Below are 26,386 nucleotides of genomic sequence, written 5' to 3' on the forward strand. Positions count from 1 at the left end.
TTCCTTGTGCAGCGAGTATTTTGGTGATATACCTCACCCTTGGAGCACGTGTTGAGAGCTGACAACATGATTCGATAAATCGCTTTGCCTGACACGGTCGCCAAATAGGTCTCTCAGAGCCCTGGGTGGCAACAGATGTCCCATGTCTTCCGAGCAAAGGTTGAGGCGATCCATATGTGGCCCGGTACTGATAGAGTCAACTGCAGGAGGCGAGCAATAAGGTTTCGACGTAGTTTATTATGGTTTCGTGCTAAGGCGCTTCTTGCGTCCTAGTACTTGGAACGGCATGTTTCGTCTTTTCTGTGAGCCGGAGTACCAAGGTTCAGCTTAGTGTGGTGATACCAGCGATCCTCGGTCATCCGATGTGCGGATTGATACAACTCGCAGGGAGGGTTGTTGGGCATCTCTTCTCCACCCGGTGTGCTCTATTGACAGAGGCACTGGATCCTCTGACTGTCTCAGTAAGAAGGAGGTTTCCCTCATGAGGCTCGTATCTCTCTGGGTGTTCGTTCTTCTTATGTTGTGGCCTGTGCTTGGGCTGCAGCTCGACCTAGGGCAAGCGCTGGAGGCAGCAGAAGAGTCAAACCCCAAGGCGCCTGTTGGTAGCACTGGACAGAGCGTAGTCTCTCTGCCGGACAGTTTGCTGGTCCAACCATCGCTTCTCTGGACAAGGAGGTTTGACGAGATCGAGGGCGTCACGATGTCCATTGATGGCAGCCGGGTTTTGGTTACCACTGGGCTGGACGTTGGCGGGGAGCACGTGAACAAGAGGCACATAGTGAGCAGGCAAGGAGAGGAAATCGGGACGAGCATGGGCAAGGGAGGTGTGCTATCTGGGGATGGGAAGCGGGTTATCGGAGTGGCAGCAGTTGAAGACTTACAGGGCAAGACCCTCGAATTGCTTGAAGGAAGCCCTATCGAGTCCGGCGAGGAGGAATGGGTAATCTATTCTCCAGCTAGGGATTACTTCGCTGTAGAGCCTAGCTATGAGGCAGACCATGCGTTCTTGAGAGTGTACGACGCCAGGACAGGAGAGCTCTTGTGGAAGATGGACGGGCCTGAGCATACGTTCCTTACCGCTTCGTTCTGTTCAGAGGAGACGCTTGCAGCATACACCGAAGGTAAGGTCAGCTTGTATGATGTGAGGACCGGGAAGAAGTACTGGGAGAAGTTCCTGTGGCTGGTAGGGGAGTCGGCCAGCTACCCCGCGCAACTAGCCACGTCACCATCTGGACAGATTGCCGCCTTGTTGCACAAGTCCGCGTATCTGCCATCCGAATCATACAGTAAGCGAGAGTCTAGAATTTACTCTCTAAGCAGGGGTGGCGATGTGCGCTGGGAGTACAAGTGCTCCAAGTGGGGATGGCTGGCGATCTCGCCTGATGGAAGATATGTTGCAGCCCACTTTGGAGAGACCCTGTTCCTTTTCGACAACGACACGGGTCACGTCCTGTGGCAAAGGGGATTCGATTTCATGTATCCGCCGCAGGGGGCCGCATTCTCAGCCGACGACAAGGTTCTCTTCATAGCGGGATATCTCTCAGGCGATGAGAGAAGGTATAAGACACAAGCGAATGGCGCTGGGAAAGAGCTCACGTGGACGAAGAGCACTCTCTATGCGTTCGATGTGCAGGGCAATGTTGTGTGGAGAAGGCCGGTGGAGGCTGTGGTAGGGGACGTGGATCTGGAGGTACTGGTGGGGGGTAACTACTTACTCGTGAGGGACATGGACGACCTACATATGTTCGATGTCTCGAAGCTCACGGCTCGAGCCGTGGGGGGCCGGAGCCATGAGAAATAGAGCCCCAGCCAGTTTGGCGTGCTTTGCGTCCTTCCTGACGGTTTTTCTTGGCGCGATACCCGTTCAGGCATGGGTGTGGCCGACGGTGAGTCATACTATTACCAGCGATTTCGGCCCGCGGCACCATGCGGGAGACTGGGGATTTCACTACGGGGTGGATATCCGTGCCGCCAAGGGAACACCCGTATTCGCAGCAGAGGCCGGAGATTTTACATGGCTTGGAGGCGCTTTTGGAGTAGCCGAAGTTGATCATGGCAGTTTGACGTCAAGATATCGCCACTGCAAGGTTCCTGCAGGCTCAGCTTCCAGGCCGGTTGTGGCTGGGGAGTTCATTGCTCCTTCCGGCGACGCCGGCGCTCCTGGGTACCCTCATCTGCACTTCGACTTCGGCCAGCCGCATGACGGGCCGCCCGGGCCTCATCCTTTTCGATACCTTCCGTACGACAACGAGGTCGCCCCTACTGTATCGAAATTCATAAACTCTCGCTGGGAGCAGGAAATCGAAAACGGAGACTATATCAACGGGAGGGTGGACATTAAGACAGTGGTGCGGACCAATGATGAGTGGGACCTGAACGCTTTCCAGCTCTTGGTTGATGGTGGTCAGATAGGGTACATAAGCTATGATCCGAGACTCAACTGTAATCCAGCCACGTGTAAGCCTAACGATCCTGAGCATGGGAAGGATGCAGATACGCTGGTTATCACTTGGGATACGACGAAATTGGAGACTGGATGGCACACTCTTACTGGTCGAGCCACAGATGCGGGAGGCTCCTTTTGTCCGAAGGCAGTCAACGTCTATGTGGGCAATTGCGTTCAAGACCTTCAGGGATGGGGTGACGTTGGGTGCAACAGATTCGCCTGGGTCCAGGCTTGCGAGGACTGCTGTTGGCTTTGCAGGAGCGACCATCGCTGGGGTCCATACGTGGACATTACCGGGGATGTGGAAATAACCTACGAGGACAACATCAACTTCACTTGTGTCGACCGTACCGTTGAGTATTCACGTCCGTACTGGTACATATTGAATGATGTATATATCGGTTCAGCGGAGCCGGAGAGCCTGCTGGAGCCGGCTGTTCCCAGCAGGCCGATGGATCTTGTGGCAGCCGAGGATACTACTGATTGCGGCAGCACTGTCTTTCTTTCGTGGGAGGCGAGCACGGGAGCGGATTCTTACTATGTCTTCCGGTGCACCGGCCAGGGACTTGACGAGTGCGTTCCGGTGCCGGAGCTTCTTGGATCGACCACATCCACGAGCTATGTTGACACTGCCGCCTACGGGGATGAGATTTTCTACTATAGCGTGATAGCCTGGAACGCCAGCGGCGCTTCCGAGGAGAGCGTGGCAGATAGCGCGTGGTCTATGCAAGACCTTCAAGACGTGTCACTGACGGCATCCCAGATTTCCGTGGAGAACGACAGTATCCTGGTGTGTCCTGGAGGAGATGCTGATTCATTGGTCATTGACTCGAAAATGGTGGATGTTTGCGGACGGGTCATGGACGAACCTCCGTATGACGTATACGCCGTGCTTACTGCGTACGAAGGCAACGTGCACGTTTGCGGCGGTGACACGCTGAGGCCTATTGACTTTAGAGATGAGGAAGGCCACATCAGAATGGTGGCTCATCACATTGGAGGATGCGGAAGTGTAAGGGTGTGCGTTCACGCAGACAGTCTGGTGATGGCTCAGCAGCCCGTTGTTGTCTTCAGGAGTCCGGACTTTAACGCAGACGGTGTTGTCGACTCGCTTGACGAGGCTTTGTGGACCCCCGGAGGTGAATGCACTGACCTCAACTGGGATGGGACAGAAAAGGATTCACTGGATTCGGGCATTGTCAGCGCGCACTTGCTTCACACAAGCAACCCTACAATCGCAATCAACGCCCCGAATGACTCTGAGTGGTGGAACGCTGGCGATGAAGCAGAGATTACGTGGCAGTTCGCTCCAACGCAGATGACGAATGCTTACGATACTGTGGATCTCTTCCTCTCGACGGACGGTGGTGTGAGTTACCCCGAGCTGATAGCCAGTGTCCTTTCAAATGATGGTTCCTATCTGTGGAGCATTCCTCAGGGTTTATCATCCGGGCAATGCAAGGTGAAGGCAGTGGCACAAGACGCGCATGGATGCTTCGTATCGGACACTAGTAATGCGGCTTTGACGATTGCGGCGGTGAAGAGTGGCTTCGTGGTTGCTGACACGACTTGGAACTCACCGGTTAGTGTTATTGGAGACGTAACCGTGGTCCAGGGAGTGCGCCTCTGCTTATCTCCTGGCACCAATGTGAGATTCGACACGGTGGACAGTCTTCACGGAGGTACAGACACAGGAAAATGTGAGCTTGTCGTCGCGGGAGGCTTGACGGCAGATGGCAGCAGGACTCTACCAATAGAGTTCTCATCGCTTTCGTCATCTCCTCAGGCGAGCGACTGGCGTGGGATCAGGCTGCGTCCGGGTAGCACCAGCAATGTAATCGACAACTGCGTGATCAGGTACGCCTACACAGGCATTGAGGCTGAGTCAACCACTATTACCGTGGATTCATGTACCATTTCGGATTTCTCAAACGATGGTATCAAGGCGATCGCATCAGCCGTGACTCTGACCAGAGACAGCCTCTTGGTCGGAAGCACCGGCGTGAGGGGGATCGAGCTTACCTCCGCCACTTCCGGCACTGTTGAGCACAACACGATAACTGGCTTCGGTAGCGGGGTCAGATATGGGATTGAACTGAAAGACAACACGGAGCCCGACGTCACGTACAACTGGATAGAGGGGCTTAAGTACGGGATAAAGTGCACGGACGGCTCGCCAGTTTTCTGGCACAACCGGATTCAGGGAAGCACCGGTGGCGGGATACAGTGCTATGGAGGCGCGATGCCGAGCGTTCGTTACAACACCATAGAGGGCTTTCAAGGGACAGGTGTTTTGGCAACAGACTATGCAGTTCCATTTCTTGGAGATATCCCGGACTCGGGCTCCAATCGCATCTACGCTAGCCAGAGCTCTTTTTGCTACGTGATGAACCTGACGGAGGAGTACACGGTTTATGCAGAGTACAACTGGTGGGGGACAAGTAGTCCCAGTGCGAAGAGGTTCTTTGGGGACGTTGACTATTCGCCGTGTGACGCGAGCGATCCTGGGACATCGTACGCGCTTCCGCTTGTGGCGGTTGTGTCTTCTGTGCCTGGAGCGCCCTATGTGATGCAGAGCTACCCGAACCCGCTCAATCCTCGGGCGACAATAGAGTACGGCGTGAGCAAGCCGGGGTCACACGTGAGGATCGTCATCTACGACATCTCTGGACGAGTCTTGAAGGCGCTTGTTGATGAGCCTCAACGTACTGGCAGGTACAGCGTCACGTGGGATGGGAGAGATGGGCGAGGGAATCCTGTGGCTTCGGGTGTGTATTTCTATGAGGTAACAATTGGAGACTTCAGACAGGCCAAGAAGCTCGTGGTTCTGAAGTAGCCCCACTCGTAGGGAGATGAAGGTTATGAGAAGAACATACGTGATTCCGCTGGTGCTGGTTTGTGTGGTGCTTTGGGTCGGGAGTTCTTGGTCTCGAAGTCTTGAGGTTGATGCGAGCCAAGTAGCAGTGATCAAGCCTTCGGCAGAATCGACCGAGACGAGGCTCCTCGTTCAGTTCACTCTGCCTGAAATCCTGGCTGGCCATTCAGTCGACTTTGCCTCTCTGTCCTTCGGGGCTGATTGCGTCGGAGATGAGGGAATGGTTTCCTTCCAGGCATATGCTATTACGAGCGCCTGGGATGCGAAGAGTGTGAGCTGGACGGGTTCGTGGGAGAAGGCGGGTGGAGATTGGGACGGTCGGCACTCGGCCTGTGAGATAAGCGAGGTGGGCAGCGGCAAAGAGTTGTCTTTCGACGTGACAGACTTCGCGAACGCTTGGCTGAGGGAGCCTTCGAAGAACTTTGGGGTTCTTGTGAAGGTGTCCGGGGCGTTCTCGGGGACCTTCTCAGTGGACAGGGTCTCCGCGCCCAAGCTCAGGATATTGTACTGAGAAAAACAGATTCAGAGTTGAGGGATCGGGGCAGTTCCGCATGTGGGCTGCCCTTTCCCTTCAGGCGTCTATTTCTACTGCCTCGAGGCCGGCGGCTTCGCTGGCGATTCGGCAGACTCGTCAGCGTGTCGTCGCTTCACCACCGTGAACCCAAAGCACAGTTGTGGGAACGCTGGTCACACCCCGTGAACGAGATTCATGCTACCGGTAGGACCGTTCACACCTCTGCGTCGTCCTCTAGAATCGATTCTGCCACTGAAAAAGGCCACCTACAGCGGCATTTCGCTGACGATCTCCCGCCGGGTATACATCTGACTAGGGTCCCCTGAATTCACGCGGCAAACCGCGCCTTTTCCTCCGCTTTCTGCCCTGTCTTCTGGCCAAAAGAATCTTCGCCTGAGCCGCAGAATTGAGTTGATACCTTTCCCAGCCAGAGCGTTCATGGAGCTAGGCAGTGATTGTAACTGCTTCCACAAAAAGCTTTTAGAGAGGAGGTGAGAAACATGGCAAAGAAGGCGAAGAAAGGCAACGGAAAGGCCAAGGCGGGGGTGAAGCACAGGCAACCCGGGCAATCGTCCCAGGCCGCAAAGCCCGCACGCGAGGTTCCCGACCTCGACGCCCTACGTAAGCCGGTGCTCGACGCCAACGCTGGCTTGACCAAGGCTGAAACTGAGGCGAAGGCGCTCTTGGACAAGGCTCAAGCCCTCGTGGCAACGGCCAGAGGTCAGTATCGCGAGGCAGCAGCGCTATACCGCGAAGCTTGCCGCAAGGCCGGAGTGGATTGCGAGTTCGAAGGCGGGCGCTCAACCAACGTGAGCCCGAAGGTCAGCTTCATCGTCGAGAAGGCGGACAAGGGCATCCGCGTGATGGTGAAGGGCAAGTCGGACAGCGAGGAGCTGATTCCGCTGGCGGCGCTTAAGGCATCGGTCAACAAAGCAGCTTACGCCTACACCGACAAGCATGTCGGCCCGCGTGAGCGCGTTGGTAACAAGGGAGGGACGTTGGGAAACAGGCTTAGAGCTGTGATGGCGGGGAAGATGTAGCACGCTGAGTGAGGACCGTCTATGATAGGCGGCCTTGCTCTTTCCTGTTTTGTGCGGATTCAAGGGTTGACAGGCAAGCTATTCGTGACTATGCTCACTGTGGCTGATTGAGCAGAGAGTGCAATCTAGAAAGGAAGATGTTGGAAAGGCACTTGTTTGGAAACGGCATAAGGAGTAGTTAGGCCGACCGGAGGATTGACTATGAAGGTGAGCGAAATGCTGAAGGTGGTCAAAGACAAGGCAGACAAGACGCGGTGTCGACCACTCAATGTGTTCGTTAGCTCCACCTTTGTGGACCTGAAGCCTGAACGTCTGGCCGTCAGGGAGGCCATACTCCGGTGCGGGTGTTTACCGAGGCTTGCAGAAGAGGCCGATATGCAGCCTCGCAAGACGGTGCTCCAGCAAATCCCGTATTGGTTCCGAGATATTCACGTACTTGTACTACTTGTGGCGACGCGGTATGGTGAGTTGGCTCCGTCAGAGGTTTCTTGGACCGAACAAGAAGTAAGAAGAGCCGCCAAGATTCGAGGCGTGTTCATCTTGCCATACTTTCTAAGTCCGAACCTACCGGCTGGTATTGAGTTCAACAAGAATAGACAGAACCGCTTGAAGAAGTTCAAGGAATACTTGATGAACCTTCCGAGCTGTGGTCCGGCGCTCGCACAGCCCCCTCAATATCCGAACAGCACAGTCGATCTGCAGCTCCGTGTAGCCCGAGATGTGGGGGCTTGTCAATCTGATCTTCGCATTATGGAAGTGCTTAAGGAAATGTTAGCTGTCTGGAAGACGGAGCTTGAGTCGGAGGAGAAAAGAGGTCGTGAAGCCCATGACGGTAGCTTCGTCGCTTAGAGTGGTCTAACCCGGCGCTGCGGGCAGGCGGGCCTTGCTCTCTCCTGGTGAGCACTGGCTTAGCAGAAGGCTTGGCAATTGACAGGCAAGCAGTTCACAGATATGCTGGCTGTGGCTGATTTGGTAGAGCGCGTTTCATGCGGTAAGCTGGGCCTCATAGGGGTTTCTGCCCGAGAGTACCATAACGCGTAGTCTGATGTAAGAGGATATGGGCAATGACCATGACTGTCATCCAAATCGCCGCCTTGATTCTCGGCACCATCGGCGCCCTCGCCTCCGCCTGGTACCTCTATGAGAGATTTTTCCCCCTTAGGCGCCTGTCTTGGCGTTCGGCTCAAAATGCCGCCTTGCGCATCTCGGAGCAGATGAAGCAGGCGGGCTACGACCCCACGCTTATTGTCGGAATTGGACGAGGCGGTGCGATAATGGGTGCACTGATCTCGGGAAGCCTTGGTCACCGTCCCCTGCTGGTCATAGACCGGAAGTATATGTGGATGGATGGGCGCCGGATAGACGATATGGTTCTTCATTTGCAGTTACCACTCGTTCTCGTTGATAGGGTACTCCTGGTCGCTGGAGAAGCGCACAGTGGCAATACCATGAGACTGTACTACAACCATTTCGTCCTAATGGGTGCTGTGTCGGTCAAGCGCGCCGCCTACTTTGTTAGAAAGGGCTGCACAGAACCCATAGAATACGTAGGCATTCGCTCTGGGCGGGAATTGCGGATGCCCTGGATGTTTACGAGAACCTATGTCAGGGATAGCAGAAGCGAACACGAAGCGAGGGCGATTGAGCACTGCCGCAGCTCAACGTTAGCCGCGGACACACGCGTGAAGACCTGGTTTGTCGTTCGTCACGGCGAAAGTACAGACAACGAGAGCGGCGATCGTTACTCTGGTATTACCGAATCCACGGTCACCGAAAACGGGCTTCGTCAAGCCGAATCCGTGGGACGATTCCTCCAACCGGAGGGCATCCAAAAAATCTTCTCGAGCCCGATGAAGCGCGCTGTGGCCACGGCGCGCATGATTCAGTCACTTACCGGGGGCCAGTTGGTCATTGACCAACGTCTTCGAGAAATCGACTATGGAGAGTGGGAAGGTCTGACAAGAAAAGAGGTCTTCGCTAGGTGGCCTGAATCGTACTCCAGGTACAAGGAGGACCCCGTGACCAACACACCACTTGCCGGTGAAAGCCCCGTGAGGGTGCTTGAGCGAGTTCAGGAGTTCTGGCAAGAGATGCAACACTCTCCCTCAATGCTGGGGATATCAAAGATTGTTGTTGTCACTCACAACACCGTCACCCGTATTCTTCTTGCTCATCTGAGTGGTACCCCGCTCAAGCGCTACAGAGAACGCCGCATCGACAACGCATCAATCTCAAAGGTGCTACACGACGAGCTTGGCAAGACATCTGTGCTATATGAGAATCGTACTGACCATCTTGTATAGACAGAGCAACGAACCTGTGGCCTGACGGTCTCGGGCGGGTGAGCTTACTCGTTGGGTCTCACGTGGGCTGAACTCAACTTAGCTCGACTACCTCGAAGGAGTGTGGATAGCTGCCCGTCCCGGGGAGCGAGGGCTGATCCCACTGGCCGTGCTCAAGGCGTCGATTGGCAAGGCTGCTTACGCCTACACCGAGAAGCACGTGGGCCCGCGAGAGCGCGTGGGAAATAAGGGAGGCACGCTGGGAAACAGGATTAGGGCTGTGATGAGCGGCAAGTAGTCGCCGAGATTGCGAGGACTGCTGAATGGCGGTCTTCGCTTCTTCTTCATTTTGATGGGCGAGTAGGTCGCAATAATGGTAAGTTCTGGGGTAGGTACGGGAGGTAGAAGACTGCTCCCGTAGTCCTAAGATCGGTCTGAAAGGTGGTTGATCAAGTAGGATGCCCTCCAAGAAATCAACTCGAAGCGCGACTGAAGATGCCAGCCTCGGGAAACAGGCCTATGTTCTCTATCTTCGAATAGAGCAGTATCGAGTTGATCTTCACGGGGCCAAACTCGAGCCTGTTCCGGCCTTTCCACTCTTCGAGCCAGAACGATTGGCAGCAGAGCAGGCGTTCGGAACAGCATTGATGGCTGCGTTGAACGAGTTCAACGCGCTCCTCAAGGAAACCAGGCAGTTGCTGGAAAAGGACCCTGATTTATCGCCGGAACTTGTTCGCCTTGTGCCTGCCGGTGCGTCAGAGGAAGAGATGAAAGAAGCTTTGAGTGTCTCCTCCAAGGAGCAACTGCTAATTTGGAGTGGCAGGTTGCTGGCGATTGTGAAAGCGTATGTGATGTTCCATGCTCCCATGGAAGAGAAGAGAAAGATCGGATTTGTTTAGGCAATACGCTAGATATGGCTGACGAAACATGTAGTACACTGTGAGCACGCTGGCAACAAAGTCAGCAGCTTGGGAACAGGCTCAGGGCCGTGATGGCGAGGAAGAAATAGCAAGCTGAGTGAGGACCGTCTATTGCAGACGGCCTTGCTCTTTCGGGTTCTGTGACGATTCAGGAAACACTTTGGCGATTGACAGGTAAGCTATTCGTGACTATGCTCTCTGTGGCTGATTAAGCGTAGAGTGTTGTTATGCGGAAAAGAAAGCGTTCTCTAGGTACTTATCTGGAAACGGCATAAGGTGTAGTTGGGCGAGAACAAAGGCTAGAGGAGTACAAATGGAGACCGCAAAGCTTGTCGATGATTTGCTGGTCAACCTGAAGTATCAAGCAGCCAGATCTCCTCGTTCTTGCTTTGTCGTATTCTCGTCGAGAGAAAAGCATGTCGAGATTGTCATTGACTGCGTTGAGACGGTTTTTCAAGAGGCTAAGTCCCACAGGTTCGAGGTACTGCGGCTCGATCAGTATCTGAAATCCGGTGACAGTCAATACGCGGAACTTACTGACCTGCTCTCCTCATGTTGCTTCGCCGTGGTGATTCTTGATGGCCTTCGTCCAAACGTGTTGTTCGAGTATGGGATTCTCAAGGGCCTTCGCAAGCCCTGCATCGTCCTGCTTGGCCACGGAGCAACAATAGATATCCAGGGCTTCTACTCGCCCGATGCTGGCGGCCTCTCTCCTGCGCCTGAAATTGACATGGATAGGCACTTCTCTGATGTGAAAGACCGTTTTTATCTTCGATACGACAGGAATAACCCCAAGCAGATACGCTCGATGCTCCTCGCCGCATATAAGAAATTGGCGAAACAGATTGAAGATGAGTTTCTCCACAGCATGTTCCCTCACAAGGAAGTGGTCGAGAAGGAGCTCAAAGCACATCTTGCTGAAATCGTCAGCGTGCTCACCAAGAGCCCCGATAGTCATGACGAGAGGGATGCCCGCATACTCGACATTGCACACTCCCACGTCGAACGTATAGCGGCGGAGCATTCCGTTACTTTGCCCCCACGCTATTTCGCAACACTCGCTCACAGTTATGCGAACATAAACGTTGTTGACAAGGCTGTGGCTGTCATTGACGGGCACATCTCGGGGGTGCCGGAGGACGCAACGCTCCTGTCAGACAAGGCCTATATCCTCCGCAGGGCAGGCAAACTTGAAGATGCGCTGGCAGCATTGGACGCTGCAATCCGGTTGAGACCTAAGGCCGAATTCCTTTGGCACAACAAGGCTATCACGCTCGACAAGCTTCGCCGCACTGAGGAGGCGGCGCTATGTTACAAGAAGGCAATTGTGCTGGATTCGGGTTGCGCATTACTTCACTACCATTATGGAATTCTACTCTACGAGCAAAAGGAGTTCACGTCTGCCGTGAAGGAGCTCAACAGAGCGCTTCGCATACGCCCGATGGAATCAGGATTCCTTCTTTGGAAAGCACAAGCTCTGGCTTCGTCTGGCCAACCAGCTGAAGCTCGCCGCACCGTGGAAACACTGCTCACGAAAGATCCAGTGAATGCCGACGCCTGGTTTGTGCTCGGCAGGATTGAGCAATCTGACGCAAAGGCCCTGCCGTGCTTCCAGAAGGCTGTCCAACTAGATCCGAAGCATAGTGGAGCACTATGTTCTTCTGCCGCCTGCCTGTCCAACTTGGGAAAGTGCGATGAGGCGCTTCGGGTTTTTGCACGAATGGAAGAATTGTGCCCCGAGCACAAGTCATGCGAAACACGGGTGTTGAACATCTGTAGAACTTTCATGAAGCTAGGGCGTCCGCAAGATGCCTTGGATGTTTGTAACGAGGTTCTCTCCAAGAATTCGAAGACTCCGGGTGCACTCACAATCAAGGCTCTCTGCCTTGCGCAAACGGGAAGGCAGGGGGAAGCCTTGGAACTGTTTTCAGCCATGTTGTCAGCGAGTCCCGCTGATGCCGAATTGTGGTACGACCAGGCATGCACCTATGCTCTTGCCAAGCAGCCCCGCGAGGCTGCGCGGAGCCTCCAGAAGGCCATAGCGATCGACTTACGGTATTGGCAAATGTCACAGCGTGATTCCGACTTTACCGCCGTGCGCCGAACGAAGGTCTTCCGTGATGTATTCAAGACTGGAAGGCAGAAAGTCCGCAGGAAAGCCCCTAGGGATACGGCCAACTCGGAGCATGGCAAAGACAGACGATGTCCAACTAGAGCATCCAGCCGACGTCCTAATGGCCGCAGCTGATGCCGCCGATTGGGCAAGGGCCGCAGCAAACTGAACCTCACCGATCCTTACCAACTTGAAGGAATATGCTTACACGCCCGCACTAGACAGCGACAAGCTGATACCTTCTGCTTCTCTAAAGGCTTCGATTGGCAAGGCAGCCTATGCCTACACCGACAAGCACGTGGGGCCGAGGGAGAAAGTGGGGAATAAAGGAGGTACGTTAGGGAATAGGCTGAGAGCTGTGATGGCGGGGAAGAAGTAGCGCGCTGAGTAAGGACCGTCTGTAGAGGCGGCCTTGCTCTTTCTTGTTCTGTGCGGGTTCCGGGGTTGACAGGCAAGCAATTCGTGACTATGCTCGCCGTGGCCAAAGACGACGCTCTGAAGGCCTGTGTGTCGAAACGGCACAAGCAGTAGTTGGTTTACGCAGAGTCATACAGGGAGGTTCTATCAAATGAAGAAACTACACCTTGTTTGTATTGTCTTCCTTGTAGCAATTGTGCTGGGCTGTTCCTCGGGCAGCAAGAAAGAGGAGAAGGCGCAAGTCGAACCAACAGACGTGATAATCGCGGATGAGTTGGTTGTCCTCAAGGACGGAGAATCGAGGACATTCAAGCTTGATCCTGGAAGCTATAAGCTGGAAGTGACAGCAACTGGTGATGGCGTCTCAGTGGAGTGGCTCGGCTCCGCATGCCCGTCCTCAGGCCAGATCAGTTCCTTGGTCATGGCTTGCAGAGTAATTCAAACGGGTCAAGTTGTAGTGAAGAACCCCACAGGCTTTGGCATGGGTGCCTTGTCCAATGCTACAATCAAGCTGATCAAGCTGGCTAGGGATATCTAACTGAGAAGAAGTAGCAGTAAGCTGAGTGGGGACCGTCTACCAAGACGGCCTTGCTCTTCCTGTTCTGTGCGACTAAGAAGACGGCTGAGCAGTTGACAGGCGAGCTAACCGCGTCTATGCTCGCTGTGACTGATTGAGCGCGGAGCGCAATCTGGAAAGAAAGACGTTCCAAAGGCACGTATGTGGAGACGGCATAAGCCGTAGTTCGGCGGATCGCCAATGTCGACCACATACTTGTACAGAGAAGAGCCCCTGACCAGAGGTGATTGATCCATGAGATCGATTTTCTCTCGCATTGCAGGAATCATCCTCGCCGCACTTGCGGTTCTGGTACTCATAAATGTGATTCGCGATCGCGAGTACTCGTCTATTCTGTTCGTAGCCATCTTCGGCGAACTCTCCTGGTACTGCCTGAGGCACGGCAGCGCAGGACGTTCACTGACCGTCAGATCTGCCCGGAGAATAAGAGACCTGGTGGCAGCGGATGCTCGCGCTCGGATGAAAAGGGAACGATCTCCGGAAGGATCGCTCATCAGGCGCTTTTCTCGCATCCTCTCAATTCCGGGAGGGATCGCAGGCATAGGAATCGCGTACAGCGCTATGCTCGGCTCACGTCTCCATGTCTTGATTCCGGGGATACGGCCGACTCCGCGTTATCTCACGAGCGATGAGCAGACTCAACTTGTAGTCGGGCTTTTCTTGGGTCTTCTGATTGGTAACTACATCGGCGCTCTACTGGGCCGTGCGCTAGAAGAACGAAAAAACCTGCCAACAACGTCTGGCGGACGAAGTTCACCGCCGAACAGCGACATGCAGCCGCCGGCGAGCGCGGAGAGACCATGAGTCTTCTTGTGCACGGATGGTGCTAGCGCAGCTGACCTGCGTCGTTCGGGCCTATGCCTACACCGACAAGCACGTGGGGCCGCGTGAACGCGTGGGAAACAAGGGAGGCACGCTCGGCAACAGGCTGAGGGCTGTGATGGCTGGGAAAAAGTAGCTTCAAGGTGAGTGAGGACCGTCTGAGAGGACGGCCTTGCTCTTCGTGTTTTGTGCGATTGACAGGCAGGCACCTTGAGATTATGCTCGCTGTGGCTAATCAAGCAGAGAGTGCTGTTGTGCGGGAAGCGCATGAGCCGTAGTTGGGCATGGTGACACATGGCTATTGACATCGAGTCTATGCTCTTCTTAACACAATATGTGCCGCTGATCAACACGGTGGCGGTGACTATTGCCACGATTATCTTGGTCTGCCTGACCGCAAAGTACGTGCGCTTGACAAAGCTGATGTTGGAAAGCATGAGGGAGGCTCGAGACCCTGCAATCAATGTCGACTTTGAACTCCCAGGCAATGACCTGCGTTTAGTAATCACTAACTCCGGCCTTTCCCCTGCCAAGAATGTGCGATTCGCAGTGACAAAGGACCTGTCGTGGATACGACGTAGGACGGGTAGGGGCGGCATATCAGACCTGCCAGTGATAAAATACGGGATTCCTCATTTCTCAGCAGGTCGAAAGCTCAAGTACTATCTCGGCTTTCCTCAATGGAAGGTAGAGAAAAGCGGTGAACAATGTCTTTCACTGCGCGTCACATTCGAGAACGAGAGTGGGAAACAGATGACGCAGTACATCGACATCGACATGACCCAGTTTGAAGATGTCTTGTTTGAATCATTCCAGGATCCAGAGCTCGAAGTAGCCAAGGCAATTCGAGAGTCAGGAAGAGCGGAAGACTTTCGCCAAATGAGCCCGCTTAGGATTGGTCTTCCCTCACCGAAAAGAGCCTGCCCCACGTGTGGAGAGTTCGTTTCCCTGAAGGCCAAGAAATGTCCGCATTGCATGGAGTGGATTGAGATTCCCGACCAAACCCGCCCCCCCGCTGGAACTAACGGCGAGCCCTCAGTTCCTGCAACTGACCCATGAAAGGATTAGCTTCGGCGGCGGTCATTGCCGTGCGAGCCGGTCTGCGCTTCCGCTCAGTGCGATGCGTTGGTGCCACAGTAAGTTGAACTCAACCTGCCCGGCCAACCTGTAGGAATACACCTAAATGCCCGCACCGGATCAGCGAGGAGATTATTCCGCTGGCTACCCTCAAGGCATCCATCAGCAAGGCAGCCTACGCCTACACCGACAAGCACGTGGGTCCGCGCGAGCGAGTGGGCAACAAGGGCGGGGGATTGGCGAATCGGCTCAGAGCTGTGATGGCAGGGAAGGGGTAGCGAGCCAGCAAGAGTGAGGACCGTCTGTGATGACGGCCTTGCTCTTTCCTGTTCTGTGCGCACTCAGAGGTTGACAGGCAAGCACGGTACAGTTATGGTTACTTGGGCAGGCGTTCAACAGAGCTCATGCGGAGATGGGATAGGATGTGACTAGCTCACAGTCAGCGAACGTGAGAAGAGAGAGTCCTCGCCCTTGATTCAAAGAAGGACCGTCCTCATTCTGGGAGCAGGCGCCAGCAAGCCGTACGGGCTGCCCCTTGGATACGAGCTGCGTGACGATGTTCTCACGCTGTCGGCGAATTCCGCCTACGAAAAGCTCTATCGGCAATTCGGAATAGCAGACACGGAGTTCCTCGACTTCCACCACGATCTCTCAGAATCGGGATCGCCTTCTGTCGACGCATTCCTAGAGGAGCGTCCGAAATGGACTGACGTTGGCAGATCCGCAATTGCGCTGTGCCTTCTCTCATTTGAGTACCGGGCCAAGCACAAGCTGTTTCCTCCGCACCAACCCAGGGATCACTGGTACGAAATACTCTGGTCACGGCTGAAGGCTCCGTCTTGGGTGGCTTTCAAGAAGCAACCAGTTCACATCGTTACATTCAACTACGATCGCTCACTGGAGCACTACCTTTGCCATGTCCTCTGCAACAACTACTCGATTAGGCCTGAGACGGCTCGTGAGAGGCTGTCGATCCTGCACGTTCATGGATCGCTAGGGAACTACGATGGTTCATTCGGCGATCCCGTGAATGACGATATGTACAAGGCAGCTGCGGGCTCAATCCGAGTCGTCCACGAGGCGAACATTGAGCATTCAGATTTCGTACAGACTCGGAGGCTGATCTCATCTGCAGAGCTTGTCCTCTTCATCGGGTTCGGCTACCACAAGGCAAATATGGGCAAACTTGGTTTCGGGCCCAAACTCCGCGATCGTTTTAGCGACCCTCGGATTCTCGGCACGCACAAGGGCATCAAGGCTGTCGTCTGGCACCGACTGTGTCGAAATTACCGATTTTCGCCAGAGGCGCAGACACAAGGAGGGGGTCCGATCTCAGAGTTCGTGGCGGAGTGGCTTGAGTAGATTGACTACTTGGCGCATCAACACGGAAAGGTAAGCGTCTTGGAGAAGTAGTAAGCTGAGTGAGGACCGTCTATGATAGACGGCCTTGCTCTTTCCTGTTTTGTGCGATTGACAGGCGAGCGGGTCACAACTATACTCGCCATGGTGGATTAAGCAGAGAGCGCAATCTGGGAAAGAAGACGTTGTAAAGGTACTTATTCGGAAACGGCATAAGGCGCAGTTACGCGTCAGAGCTACAGAATTCATGAAGACTCCACTGAGCAATCTACTTTCTGTGATTTTATTGTTCCTTCTCTTGGGAATCAATGGATGCTCAAGAGAGGAGCCGATCAATATGCCGAGCGGCAGTACACCGTTTTGGAAACCTTCCGATCTAGAGATATCGAAGCTTAAGGAAGGCCAATCTGCGTATCAGTACATCGTTACCGCAGAGGAAAAACCGCCATACTGTAAGGGGCCGATGCCTCTGGAGTACAAGGTGGGCTATCCGCCGTGGGGGCTCCCCGGCTATGCGTTTCAAAGTGAAATCCCACTCTACTTCAAGTTCAGCGAGTTCACAGTGTATTTTGTCTACGATGGCCCAATACTGATAGGTGCAGGAGCAACAGATAGCGATGGGAATGTAGTAGCCGAAGCTCGGTTGAGGTACTCTCCTTCGGAGGATCGAACCCAGGGGATTGAAGCTGAAGAAGTCCATTACGATACCGGAGGTCGCGCAATATTTCACTGCACGAGTACGATCGACTCAAGCTCCGGTCATAAGGTGAACGAGAACCATAGTGAAGGGAAAAAGCGGCGGGACTATTTCTTCATCTGGCCGCATCAGTGATTTGTGGACGCCTAACCCGTATGAGGCCTCCCGTTGTCAAGAGATGAAGTTTCCCTTTGACCGATGCGGGGCCACAAGGGCGGGACGCTCTCTAAGAGGCTTAGAGCAGTGATGGCAGGGAAGAACTAGCCCTGAGCTGAGCGAGACCGTCTGTGAAGGCGGCCTTGCTCTTTCCCCTGTCTTCCATGAACACAAATCTCCCAGTTGACAGGTGCGCACGTCACAGTTATGCTAACCATTGCTGATTAATCTGAGCTCGCAGTACTAATAGAAAGATGTTCCACGGCCTATATGCGGGAACCGCATAGGCCGTGGTTCGACATCTGGGCGGGACCTGAAATGACAAGGAGGCGATCATGGATTTCCAGGAGCTTAGCCAAGCGATGGAGTCGATGGGAATTCGACTAGGCGTAGGCCCAAAAGGGGGATGCACTCTGCAGGTGCCGTGTCGAAGAGCGGGATCCCAGAATGTATCTTGTAGAACAATCGCGGCAGTTATGTTTGAGGGGGATTCGTACGTCGTGTTTGGTTTGGCACTACCGTATTTTCATGGTCCGAGATGGCGAGAAATTACTGGAGGGCGCCCGATGAAAGTCGAATGCGAGACGCTTTACGATTTGATGGGATATCTTGGTGAGACTTTCGGTGATCGGTGGGTTGACGGCGCACTTATGATTTAACCTGGTTCCATTTTCTGATTTGTGAGAGCCGATCGCTAGGGAATAGGCTGAGAGCAGTTCCCGCAGAAAAGAAGTAGCGCCAAGCTGAGTGAGGACCGTCTGCAGAGACGGCCTTGCTCTTTCTGCAGCAAGATATTCAGGGTCGTCTTCAGGCTAGCAGAATCCCGCACCTCACGTACTCACGCCGTCACACATCGAACAAATCACGCTCCAAAAACCTTGCAAAGAACCTCCGCCTTCCGATATAATCCCCATAGGTAAGTGCGAAGAGGCTCAGTTCAACAAATTGTATCCAGAATACTCACGCTCTTCCGTCTCCTGATGAGTCGTCTCTTACTACCGTGAGCACTCCGGATACAATCCTATAGTTAGATGCTAGGCCCAAGGAGAGGTCAACTTTGAGTGCCGACAAACCCGACGATGTTCCAGCTAGCGAGGTTGAACCCGGGGCATGCCCCAAAGATGCGAGAGGCAATTCTAAGCACCTCGGCCTGGGTGAGATCTTGAACACCTTTTTCACCGGAGTCATTGCGCTCACTGCGATCGTTGGCACAGCACTTCTGGTCGGGGAGTTCCGAGAGCTCAAGATTCAAAATTCACATTTGAATCGCTCGCTCAAGCAGTCGTATAGACCTGTTGGCATCGTATACCAGCCGACAAGTCAAGAACACCTGGGTCAAACTCAGTTCCTCCCCTTGGCTACCCGCGGCGAGAAGAATTCGTGGAACCTATTCTATGCTCCTCTCTTGACTAACGGCGGCCATGGACTCCTTTCGTACATCGGTCACGTCTATACTGTCGTGTGGGATCAAATGGACTTCCGCGAGAGGTTCCTAGAGGGAAGGGCTGGTAGAGTTGCCTTTGACGGGCTGTCCGGATATGCACGCGGCCAATCTCTCGCACCAGTGGATAGCCTTCGTTTGGTTTTCTACTGGAAACACCTTGCCGTAGGGAAGAGGTTCTTCCTCTATGCGTTGATCTTCTACAAAGACCAGGATGGTGATCTTTTCGATACAGAGCACTTGATGTCTGCCGCAGTCCTCGATACCTCGGGCACAGACACGACTCAGGCATTCCGCATCGGGACAGCACCCGGAACGCGTGATAACTATCATTCGTACACTGATACAGAGCGGCGGGTCTTGCGACATCGACTCTTGCAGTTGAAACATCCTCTTGCGGGACATTTGTGAGATACACTCAGGAACGCATCTAACCTGCGGATGGAGCGGACGGAAAGCCCCACCACTCCCGCAATTCGTTATGCAAGTACAGGGATAGGTCACCCGAGATGCACGAAGTTATTGGTCCCGTCAACCTAGTGGCTGCTGCACTCATCACTCAGCTCTCGCTAGCAGCCATCGTATTCCTCGCGGTGCTGGTACTCCAAAGCGGTGATCTGCCGGTAACGGTTTCCCAGCGCCCGGCCAGGTCAGTTGGGCTTCACCTGGTCACATTGGCTGCTGCGCTTATTACTGTTGGCCTCCTCGTTTTCTCAGATGAGTACTCGACAATCTGGCGGCCTCTCTTCGGTACCTCGTCCCACTCAGGCGTCCCTTGGTCCTGGGCCCTATTCTTTGTCTTCCTCTTGAATATTCTCTGGATTACTGTGCTCGTGGTAACGACTGGGGGAAGCGAGAGTAGCCCATTCGGACCGATCTATTTCCTGTTGCCAGCTCTTGCTATCTTTCTAAGGGAACCCCTGCATCGCGCGGGACTGTACTTGCTGCTTATCGTTGTCTCTTTCACCCTGAATTTCTTCATCGCCAGTGATAAGGGAAAAGCTCGGGGCGGGCGCAGAAGGCCCTACGCGTATTGGTTCGTCTCTGTTGCATGTTTCGCCCTAGCAACATTCGTAGGCTACGTCACCCGACCGCGTTAGCAACAACGGAGGGACGCTCTCAAACAGGCTCAGAGCCGTGATGGCAGGGAAGAAGTAGCAAGCTGAGTGAGGACCGTCTGCAGAGACGGCCTTGCTCTTGGTGTTTTGTGCGCATTCAAGGATTGACGGGCAAGCGAGTTAGAGGCTATTCTCTTTGGGACCAATCGGACGCAGGGTGCTGTCATGCGGAACTCGCATAAGATAGACTGCAGATATCACATTGTTGCTCAAAGTGTTTTGAATAAACTAGAGTTCGCCGGTTTTTAGAGACATGCGACCAGTTTCACAGAATATGATCAAGCGTTTCGCGGCGGCCTTTTGTTATGGGCGCGAGGGGTACAGCCTCCGCGAGTTACAGGATCTCTTTCCCGTGTATCAAGTGGATGTCCCGAGTGTAGACCCAGGATTACCTCCAACAAAAGGCGCCTTTTTTCTGAACTGCGTTAGTGCTATGACCCCCGCCATTCAGCGGCAGTTCCTCTACGACCTATGTGACAATCCACCACCAGCGAGAAATGCTCTCCCGAGCGAAACCAACCGGAAGGCTCTCCTTTCCCAGCTTGCCGCAGCGGACGGAGTATCTCCGCTTGCAACCGGTCTCTCTGCGCTCTCAGTTCATTCGGTCCGGAATCAGTGGTTCGCAGCCGCGTCTCGTGTCACTCAATCAGCTTCCTCGGCTATAACGGCTGCTCGAACTTTGCTAGAATCAACTTGTCAAACAATCTTAATCGAGCGAGGTCAGACACCTGACTCGTCAGGGGATGTTTCGCGTCTCTACAATCAGACTGCGCGAGTACTTCAACTTGACCCGTCAAAGGGAATTCAGCAAGCTGTTCATCAATTGCTAAATGGGTTGACTCAAATCGTTAATGGTCTGGCGTCCTTGAGTAACAAAGCAGGTGACCGCCACGGTCTGCCTGATGGTGCGCGAATCAGTGACCACTCAATCGCTAGCCTCGCCGTACATTCAGCGGGGACAGTTTCTCTGTTTCTGGTCACCGTTCACAGAAGTACGTGGCGCGCAATTTAGCTGCCGACAAGATGTATCGCATCTTCCAATCGATTCGTTCTTGTGATACCCTCCCATTGTTGACAATTCACAACGTCCTGACGCCTATCGACGGAGGCAATAACGTGGGCGAGTGGAAAAACAGGCTCTACTACGGCGATAACCTGGACATTCTGCGGCGATACGTAAAGGACGAGTCGGTAGACCTTGTCTATCTGGACCCACCTTTCAAGAGCAACCAGAGCTATAACGTTCTGTTCCAGGAAAAGGATGGCACCCGCGCCGCGTCGCAAATCCGCGCTTTTGAAGATACTTGGACATGGGACCAAGAAGATGAGGCCGTCTTTACTGAACTGGTCACGGCAGGTGGGCGCGTTGCGGACGTCATGCAAGCCTTCCGTGCCTTCCTTGGTCCTTGCGACATGCTGGCCTATCTCGTGATGATGGCCCCGCGCCTTGTAGAATTGCGCCGCGTGATGAAAGCCACCGCCAGCATCTACCTTCACTGCGACCCGGCGGCGAGTCACTACTTGAAGATGCTCATGGACGCCGTCTTCAGGCCGCAAGACTTCCTGAACGAAATCGTCTGGAAACGGACAAGCGCGCACTCTGGGTCAAAGCGATGGGGGCCGGTCCATGACGTGATCTTGTTCTATGCGAAGTCTGCCGCCTTCGTTTGGAATCCGGTCTTCCAGGACTACTCGGAAGACTACGTTGAGCGGTTCTACCGGTTCTCCGATGAGAAAGGCCGTTTCCGCGTGGGCGATTTGACCGGAGCAGGAACGAGGACAGGCGAATCCGGGCAACCGTGGCGCAGTGTGAACCCGACGGACGCCGGGCGTCATTGGGCCGTGCCAAACAAGGTTCTTCAGGAACTCTTCGGCAAGGAATACGCCGGATGGACTGTTCAACAGAAGTTGGACGCACTTGACAAGGCGGGGTTGATCTGCTGGCCGCCGAAAGGGAAGGTGCCCGGGTTTAAGCGGTACTTCAACGAGAAAGCCGGCGTCTCCATTACGGACGTTGTTACGGACATCAACCCGATTGGCGCACAAGCGGCGGAACGACTGGGCTATCCGACCCAGAAGCCGGAAGCTCTGCTCGAACGTATCGTCCGCGCCAGCAGCAACGAGGGCGACCTTGTTCTTGACCCTTTCTGTGGGTGTGGCACCACAATTGCCGCGGCACAGAAGTTAGGCCGCCGGTGGATCGGGATAGACATCACGCACCTTGCGATCACGTTGATCAAGCAGCGCCTCAAGGATGCGTTCGGGGTTGAAACGCCCAGCACGTCCGTGTCGGTTGGAAACTGTGTTGCTGAGGCACACGCCGAGTATGGGGCTGCCAAGCGACCTTACCAGGTTATCGGTGAGCCGGTGAGTGTGCCCGACGCAGCGGCATTGGCAGCGTCGGATCCGTATCAATTTCAGTGGTGGGCGCTTGGCCTTGTCGGTGCCCGTCCGGTCGAGCAGAAGAAGGGGGCTGACAAGGGCATTGACGGAAAGATCGTTTTCTTGGGAGACAGCGCCGGGAAGTTTGAAACGGTCATCCTGTCTGTGAAGGCCGGGCACGTCACTGCCAATCACGTCCGCGACTTGCGCGGCGTGGTGGACCGGGAAAAGGCAGCGATAGGTGTCTTGATTTCCATGGAAGACCCTACCGGACCGATGCAGGCCGAAGCTGTCACCACAGGGTTCTTTGAATCGAAGACGTGGGGCCGGAAACATCCCAAGATTCAACTTCTCACAGTGGCAGACCTTCTGTCCGGAAAGAAGATAGAGATGCCCCCAATCAAGCAGGTGGGCGCGACATTCAAGAAAGCACCGAAGGCGAAAGGCAAGACGGCGGAGAATCAGCAACTACCATTTGACACAAAGCTTCCCGAAAAGTGAAAGAGATTGACGAGCTGATTCCGAAGTGGCCGATTGAGTGAAGTGTGGCGAACCTCGGCAAGGTGTGTCGAACGCCTGAACGTTCACGCCCGAATGCAGTAGACCAGGCGGGGGAACGGTTGTGGGCCGAGCGTTCCAGGTCTGCGATGCCGAGATGAATACTCACGAACAGCTTGAGATGTTCAGCGCGAGAGTCGAACAACTGCGGAATACTCGTCTCATTCGACAAGGATTCAATCCCGCGATTACCATTAGTTGGGATAGAATGAAGGGCCTACGATTCCAATCTGAGGAACCCGACGAAGAAACCCTTCGCTCCTTCCTGCTCACTTTTCGCCAGTTTGTCTCAAACAACGAGCCTGTGTTCTTGAATAGGGTTTACAACCTTTGTCAGCGACACCTTTCAAGCGACCAATTGAAGGGCTATCTGGTCGAATCACGTGAAGCTTGGAGGCAAGCACAGAGAAGTAGTGGCATAAGGCTCGTAATCAATAATGAAGAGTTGACGCCAGAGTTTGTAACCGACCTCTGGATTAATGGTTACTATTTCCACAGCGATCCTGAGAAGTTATCGAGACTCAAGCAACTGCTCCCCCATGAGGGCATGCTTGTAAGGAATCAATTCCTTAGTTACCTTGTAGATGCAACGCGGCAAGTGATCTATTTGGGCAATGTTGTCACGATCGCCCTGCACGAGAACTTGTTTAGATTCTAGTTCTATGGACGAGAAGAACGAATTTACGTCACGCAAGGGCGAACCCCATGGCAAACCCAAAATTGACCTTGTCCCGCATTCGCGCCAGCCTGCTCTCGAAGACCAGCGAGTTCACGCACTTCATCTCCCCCGCTAGTGCAGGACTTCGAAGCTGCGGGAGCTGACTCACTCGATGCACGGGGGAATGTGCCCTGAGAACTACGCACAGACATACCCCTCGCGGCTGTGAAGACGGCGCGCAGCGGTGGGAACTAGCTTCATGGCTGGGTCGGCTTGAGTGTACGCATGTTCTGCCTGCGCTCCATCACACAAGATTACCCGCTACGAGACAGTGGAAGTCTGTCGAGATTAGCCCCTGCGAGCACAAAGACCCAGAGACGGGAACGGTGGAAACGCTGGTAGCTATAGTGGAGGCGACGCCCAGAACAAAGTTGACCGCCGGTGAACTTAGTCCTTGACAATGTTGCGTTTCTGCCACATATTGCATTTGACGGGACTTCTTGGTTTGGGAGCAAGCCAAAGGAGTCTCTTTTTTGTTGACCGGCAAGAACACGAGCAGAAAATCACGTTCGAGAGAAATAATCTCCTCGTCGGAGACGCAGGGCAATTTTGTCTCTTTGCGGTCTGCTGGCAATACGCTTCCCAATGTTCCAAAGCCCGCCTTCACGCCATCGCAACACCTAACATTCCATGTGCCTACCGAAGTTCCGGCTAGAGTAACACGCCAAGAAACAGGTCGGGATACCTGCGTTGATATGTGTTCGGGGCACAATCAAGAGACATTGGCAGATCAGGTGAAAAGAGAGCATCTGTTGCTGGAGGACAGAGCAGCTGAAGCTCCTATGCCGCCAGCTGCCGGGAACAGACTCGCCATGTTGAAAGGCCCCGTAGTCTCGTACGTTGAAGGCTCGGATGAGGAAAGCAGACGAGGAAGGATAACAGAAATCCTTTCAGAAGGCGTCCACGCGTACCTCAGACACAAGGGGTCCGTGCGCAAGCAGCCGCCGCTTAGGGGCAAGGAGAATTGAGTTGACTACCGGTCGGAACAGAGCGGGAATTGGGACACAGGATCGGAAGGCGTGTGGTTGCGATGAACAGGTTGTACTAGTGGCTCGGCTGCGGCTCTAAGGATTCGAGGTAAGGCTAAGCGATGAAAAAGTGCGGGCTTGTAATACGGGTAAGCACCCAAGAACAAGCGATGAACAAAGAGGGGTCTCTCACTAATCAGCCCCAAATGTTGAGAGACCATCTGCAGCATATGACGAGGATCGGCGGCGAGCCGTGGGTCGAAGTGAAGCTATACATACTGAGAGGAATTTCTGGCAAGGACTCCCTTCGGAGCAAGGAGTTCGCACCGATTCTAGAGGACATCAAGACTGGGACGATCAACACGCTCTGCTGCACAGCCCTGGACAGGGTTAGCCGCTCGGTGAAGGATTTCCTCAACTTCTTCGAGTTCCTGAACAAGCACAATGTCGAGTTTGTTTGCCTGAAGCAGAGCTACGACACGACATCATCGCAGGGCAGACTCCTAACGAACATCGCAATTAGTCTTGCTCAGTTCGAGCGGGAGCAAACCTCGGAGCGAAACAGAGACACGAGCCTAGCCAGGGCGGAACGTGGCCTATGGAACGGTGGCTACCTGCTTGGCTACGACCTCGACCCTGACAAGAAGGTCTATCTCATCCCTAACCCCGATGAGAGAGTGGCAGTCAACTTTGCTTTCGATAAATGCCTGGAACTGGGTTCTGCGGTCGGGGCCATGAAGGCATTGAACAGCCAGGGCTTCAGGACAAAGGAATACACGTCGCGCAGGGGAAAGCGCCACTCGGCCAAGAAGTTCAGCTACATGTCCACGTTCCAGCTGCTCACGAACCGGGCCTACATCGGCAAGAAGGAAATCAACAAGAAGAAACGAGTGCTCGACCAGGAGAAGCTCCCCGAGAGTCAGCAATATCGGACCGTGGATGCTCGCTGGGAGGGCATCGTTGATGGGGAGAAGTTCTGGAAGGTCCAGGAACTGCTCAAGAAGAACAGCAAATCGAGGCACAACAGCGCGAAGGCCGTTAAGCACAACTACATTGTGAACGGGGTGCTCTTTTGTGCTAAGTGCGGGAGCGAGATGCAGGGCCGACCGGGGAATGGCGCCAGAGGCGTCAAGTATTACTACTATGTTTGCAAGAGCAAGGAGTGCAGGTTCGCGATGCCAGCCGGCGAGGTTGAGCAGGTGGTTCTAGAGAGAATCAAAGAGCTCTCCGGCCGCAGCGACATCCTAGAGGGCATTGTGAAACGCACCAACGAGAGGATGAAGACAGAACTACCTCAGCTCCGGGAGCGGAAAGATACGCTTGAGAGGGAGCTAGTCAATATCAAGGCTACCGCAACTGGCATCATCAGAGATCGTGAGAAGATTGGAGGTGAGAAGGGCGAGGTTTTCGTACGGGAGACACTTGAAGAGTTAGGCGATAGACGAAAGGGGGTTGAGACAGGGATTCAAGAAGTGGAGCAGGCTATCGGGGAGATAGAGCGGGAGTCAGTGAGTCATCGGGACGTGATGCACGCCCTAAGCGAGTTCGGCGAAGTCTTTGGGCAGATACCGCCGTATCAGCAGAAAGACCTCGTGAAACTCGTGGTGAACCGTGTGGAATTGGCGTCGGACTCGATGAAGATGGCCCTGTACGGCCGTGTGGCCGCCGTAGGGCCGGTCAGTGGGGGAGTACGCACTGGGATACAAGAGTGGCTCCGCGGGTAGTACTTGAACCTACAATGTCTCTCAGCACGCGCCCTTGCCCCAACACGCGCTTTCCCTTGCCAGATACAATTTGTGCGTCTCACTCCGGCGTATCGCCTCGGCCCAGGCGGCGCCTCCCGGTTGTCGGCATCTAGGTCCACGTTATCGCGTCGGCTCTGCAAGCGCTTTCCCTTGCCTGCCCC

20 protein-coding genes are annotated in these 26,386 nt (G+C 54.3%); all 20 read left to right on the plus strand.

Features of this window, described 5'->3' with window-relative positions; all coding sequences use genetic code 11:
- Nucleotides 1–481: 481 nt before the first annotated feature.
- The gene (locus NTX17_05760) at nucleotides 482–1,801 is read left to right on the plus strand and encodes a PQQ-binding-like beta-propeller repeat protein (GenBank protein MCX5800877.1); all 1,320 of its coding nucleotides are present in this window, start codon (nucleotides 482–484) and stop codon (nucleotides 1,799–1,801) included.
- Complete coding sequence (locus NTX17_05765; GenBank protein ID MCX5800878.1) at nucleotides 1,791–5,282, plus strand: right-handed parallel beta-helix repeat-containing protein; 3,492 nt, start codon at nucleotides 1,791–1,793, stop codon at nucleotides 5,280–5,282. Before NTX17_05760 ends, NTX17_05765 begins: the two co-directional genes overlap by 11 nt.
- A 25-nt stretch (nucleotides 5,283–5,307) precedes the next feature.
- A complete protein-coding gene (locus tag NTX17_05770) occupies nucleotides 5,308–5,832 on the plus strand; it encodes a DNRLRE domain-containing protein (protein MCX5800879.1) in 525 nt (174 codons plus the stop codon).
- A gap of 503 nt (nucleotides 5,833–6,335) precedes the next feature.
- Entirely contained in the window at nucleotides 6,336–6,875 is a 540-nt protein-coding gene (locus NTX17_05775; protein MCX5800880.1) for a hypothetical protein, read from the plus strand.
- A 201-nt stretch (nucleotides 6,876–7,076) separates the two neighbouring features.
- A complete protein-coding gene (locus NTX17_05780; GenBank protein ID MCX5800881.1) occupies nucleotides 7,077–7,724 on the plus strand; it encodes a DUF4062 domain-containing protein in 648 nt (215 codons plus the stop codon).
- Nucleotides 7,725–7,939: 215 nt separating this feature from the next.
- Nucleotides 7,940–9,178, plus strand: a complete 1,239-nt coding sequence (locus tag NTX17_05785; GenBank protein MCX5800882.1) for a histidine phosphatase family protein — start codon at nucleotides 7,940–7,942, stop codon at nucleotides 9,176–9,178.
- Nucleotides 9,179–9,278: 100 nt separating this feature from the next.
- A complete protein-coding gene (locus tag NTX17_05790) occupies nucleotides 9,279–9,455 on the plus strand; it encodes a hypothetical protein (GenBank protein MCX5800883.1) in 177 nt (58 codons plus the stop codon).
- A gap of 160 nt (nucleotides 9,456–9,615) precedes the next feature.
- On the plus strand, nucleotides 9,616–10,056 hold the full coding sequence (locus tag NTX17_05795; protein MCX5800884.1) for a hypothetical protein: 441 nt from the start codon (nucleotides 9,616–9,618) through the stop codon (nucleotides 10,054–10,056).
- A 334-nt stretch (nucleotides 10,057–10,390) separates the two neighbouring features.
- Nucleotides 10,391–12,325 carry a tetratricopeptide repeat protein gene (locus NTX17_05800; protein ID MCX5800885.1) on the plus strand — a complete coding sequence of 645 codons (1,935 nt, stop codon included), beginning with the start codon at nucleotides 10,391–10,393 and terminating at the stop codon, nucleotides 12,323–12,325.
- 433 nt (nucleotides 12,326–12,758) lie between these two features.
- Nucleotides 12,759–13,145, plus strand: a complete 387-nt coding sequence (locus NTX17_05805; protein ID MCX5800886.1) for a hypothetical protein — start codon at nucleotides 12,759–12,761, stop codon at nucleotides 13,143–13,145.
- A gap of 273 nt (nucleotides 13,146–13,418) precedes the next feature.
- On the plus strand, nucleotides 13,419–13,988 hold the full coding sequence (locus NTX17_05810; protein ID MCX5800887.1) for a hypothetical protein: 570 nt from the start codon (nucleotides 13,419–13,421) through the stop codon (nucleotides 13,986–13,988).
- Between the two features lie 16 nt (nucleotides 13,989–14,004).
- Complete coding sequence (locus tag NTX17_05815) at nucleotides 14,005–14,142, plus strand: hypothetical protein (protein MCX5800888.1); 138 nt, start codon at nucleotides 14,005–14,007, stop codon at nucleotides 14,140–14,142.
- Between the two features lie 158 nt (nucleotides 14,143–14,300).
- Nucleotides 14,301–15,065, plus strand: coding sequence for a hypothetical protein (locus tag NTX17_05820; GenBank protein ID MCX5800889.1), 765 nt, complete (start codon nucleotides 14,301–14,303; stop codon nucleotides 15,063–15,065).
- A gap of 489 nt (nucleotides 15,066–15,554) precedes the next feature.
- A complete protein-coding gene (locus NTX17_05825) occupies nucleotides 15,555–16,445 on the plus strand; it encodes a hypothetical protein (protein MCX5800890.1) in 891 nt (296 codons plus the stop codon).
- Nucleotides 16,446–16,779: 334 nt separating this feature from the next.
- Entirely contained in the window at nucleotides 16,780–17,274 is a 495-nt protein-coding gene (locus NTX17_05830; protein ID MCX5800891.1) for a hypothetical protein, read from the plus strand.
- 1,078 nt (nucleotides 17,275–18,352) lie between these two features.
- A complete protein-coding gene (locus NTX17_05835) occupies nucleotides 18,353–19,147 on the plus strand; it encodes a hypothetical protein (protein ID MCX5800892.1) in 795 nt (264 codons plus the stop codon).
- Between the two features lie 98 nt (nucleotides 19,148–19,245).
- Nucleotides 19,246–19,836: a hypothetical protein gene (locus tag NTX17_05840; protein ID MCX5800893.1), complete on the plus strand. Its 591-nt coding sequence runs from the start codon at nucleotides 19,246–19,248 to the stop codon at nucleotides 19,834–19,836.
- Between the two features lie 1,134 nt (nucleotides 19,837–20,970).
- Nucleotides 20,971–22,737 (plus strand): DNA methyltransferase, encoded by a 1,767-nt coding sequence (locus NTX17_05845; protein ID MCX5800894.1) that lies wholly within the window; start codon nucleotides 20,971–20,973, stop codon nucleotides 22,735–22,737.
- Between the two features lie 121 nt (nucleotides 22,738–22,858).
- Nucleotides 22,859–23,452: a hypothetical protein gene (locus tag NTX17_05850; GenBank protein MCX5800895.1), complete on the plus strand. Its 594-nt coding sequence runs from the start codon at nucleotides 22,859–22,861 to the stop codon at nucleotides 23,450–23,452.
- A gap of 1,150 nt (nucleotides 23,453–24,602) precedes the next feature.
- Nucleotides 24,603–26,204: a recombinase family protein gene (locus NTX17_05855; GenBank protein ID MCX5800896.1), complete on the plus strand. Its 1,602-nt coding sequence runs from the start codon at nucleotides 24,603–24,605 to the stop codon at nucleotides 26,202–26,204.
- Nucleotides 26,205–26,386: the final 182 nt, after the last annotated feature.

Source organism: Candidatus Eisenbacteria bacterium, assembly GCA_026388185.1.
GTDB lineage: Bacteria > Eisenbacteria > RBG-16-71-46 > JAFGJU01 > JAFGJU01 > JAPLKG01.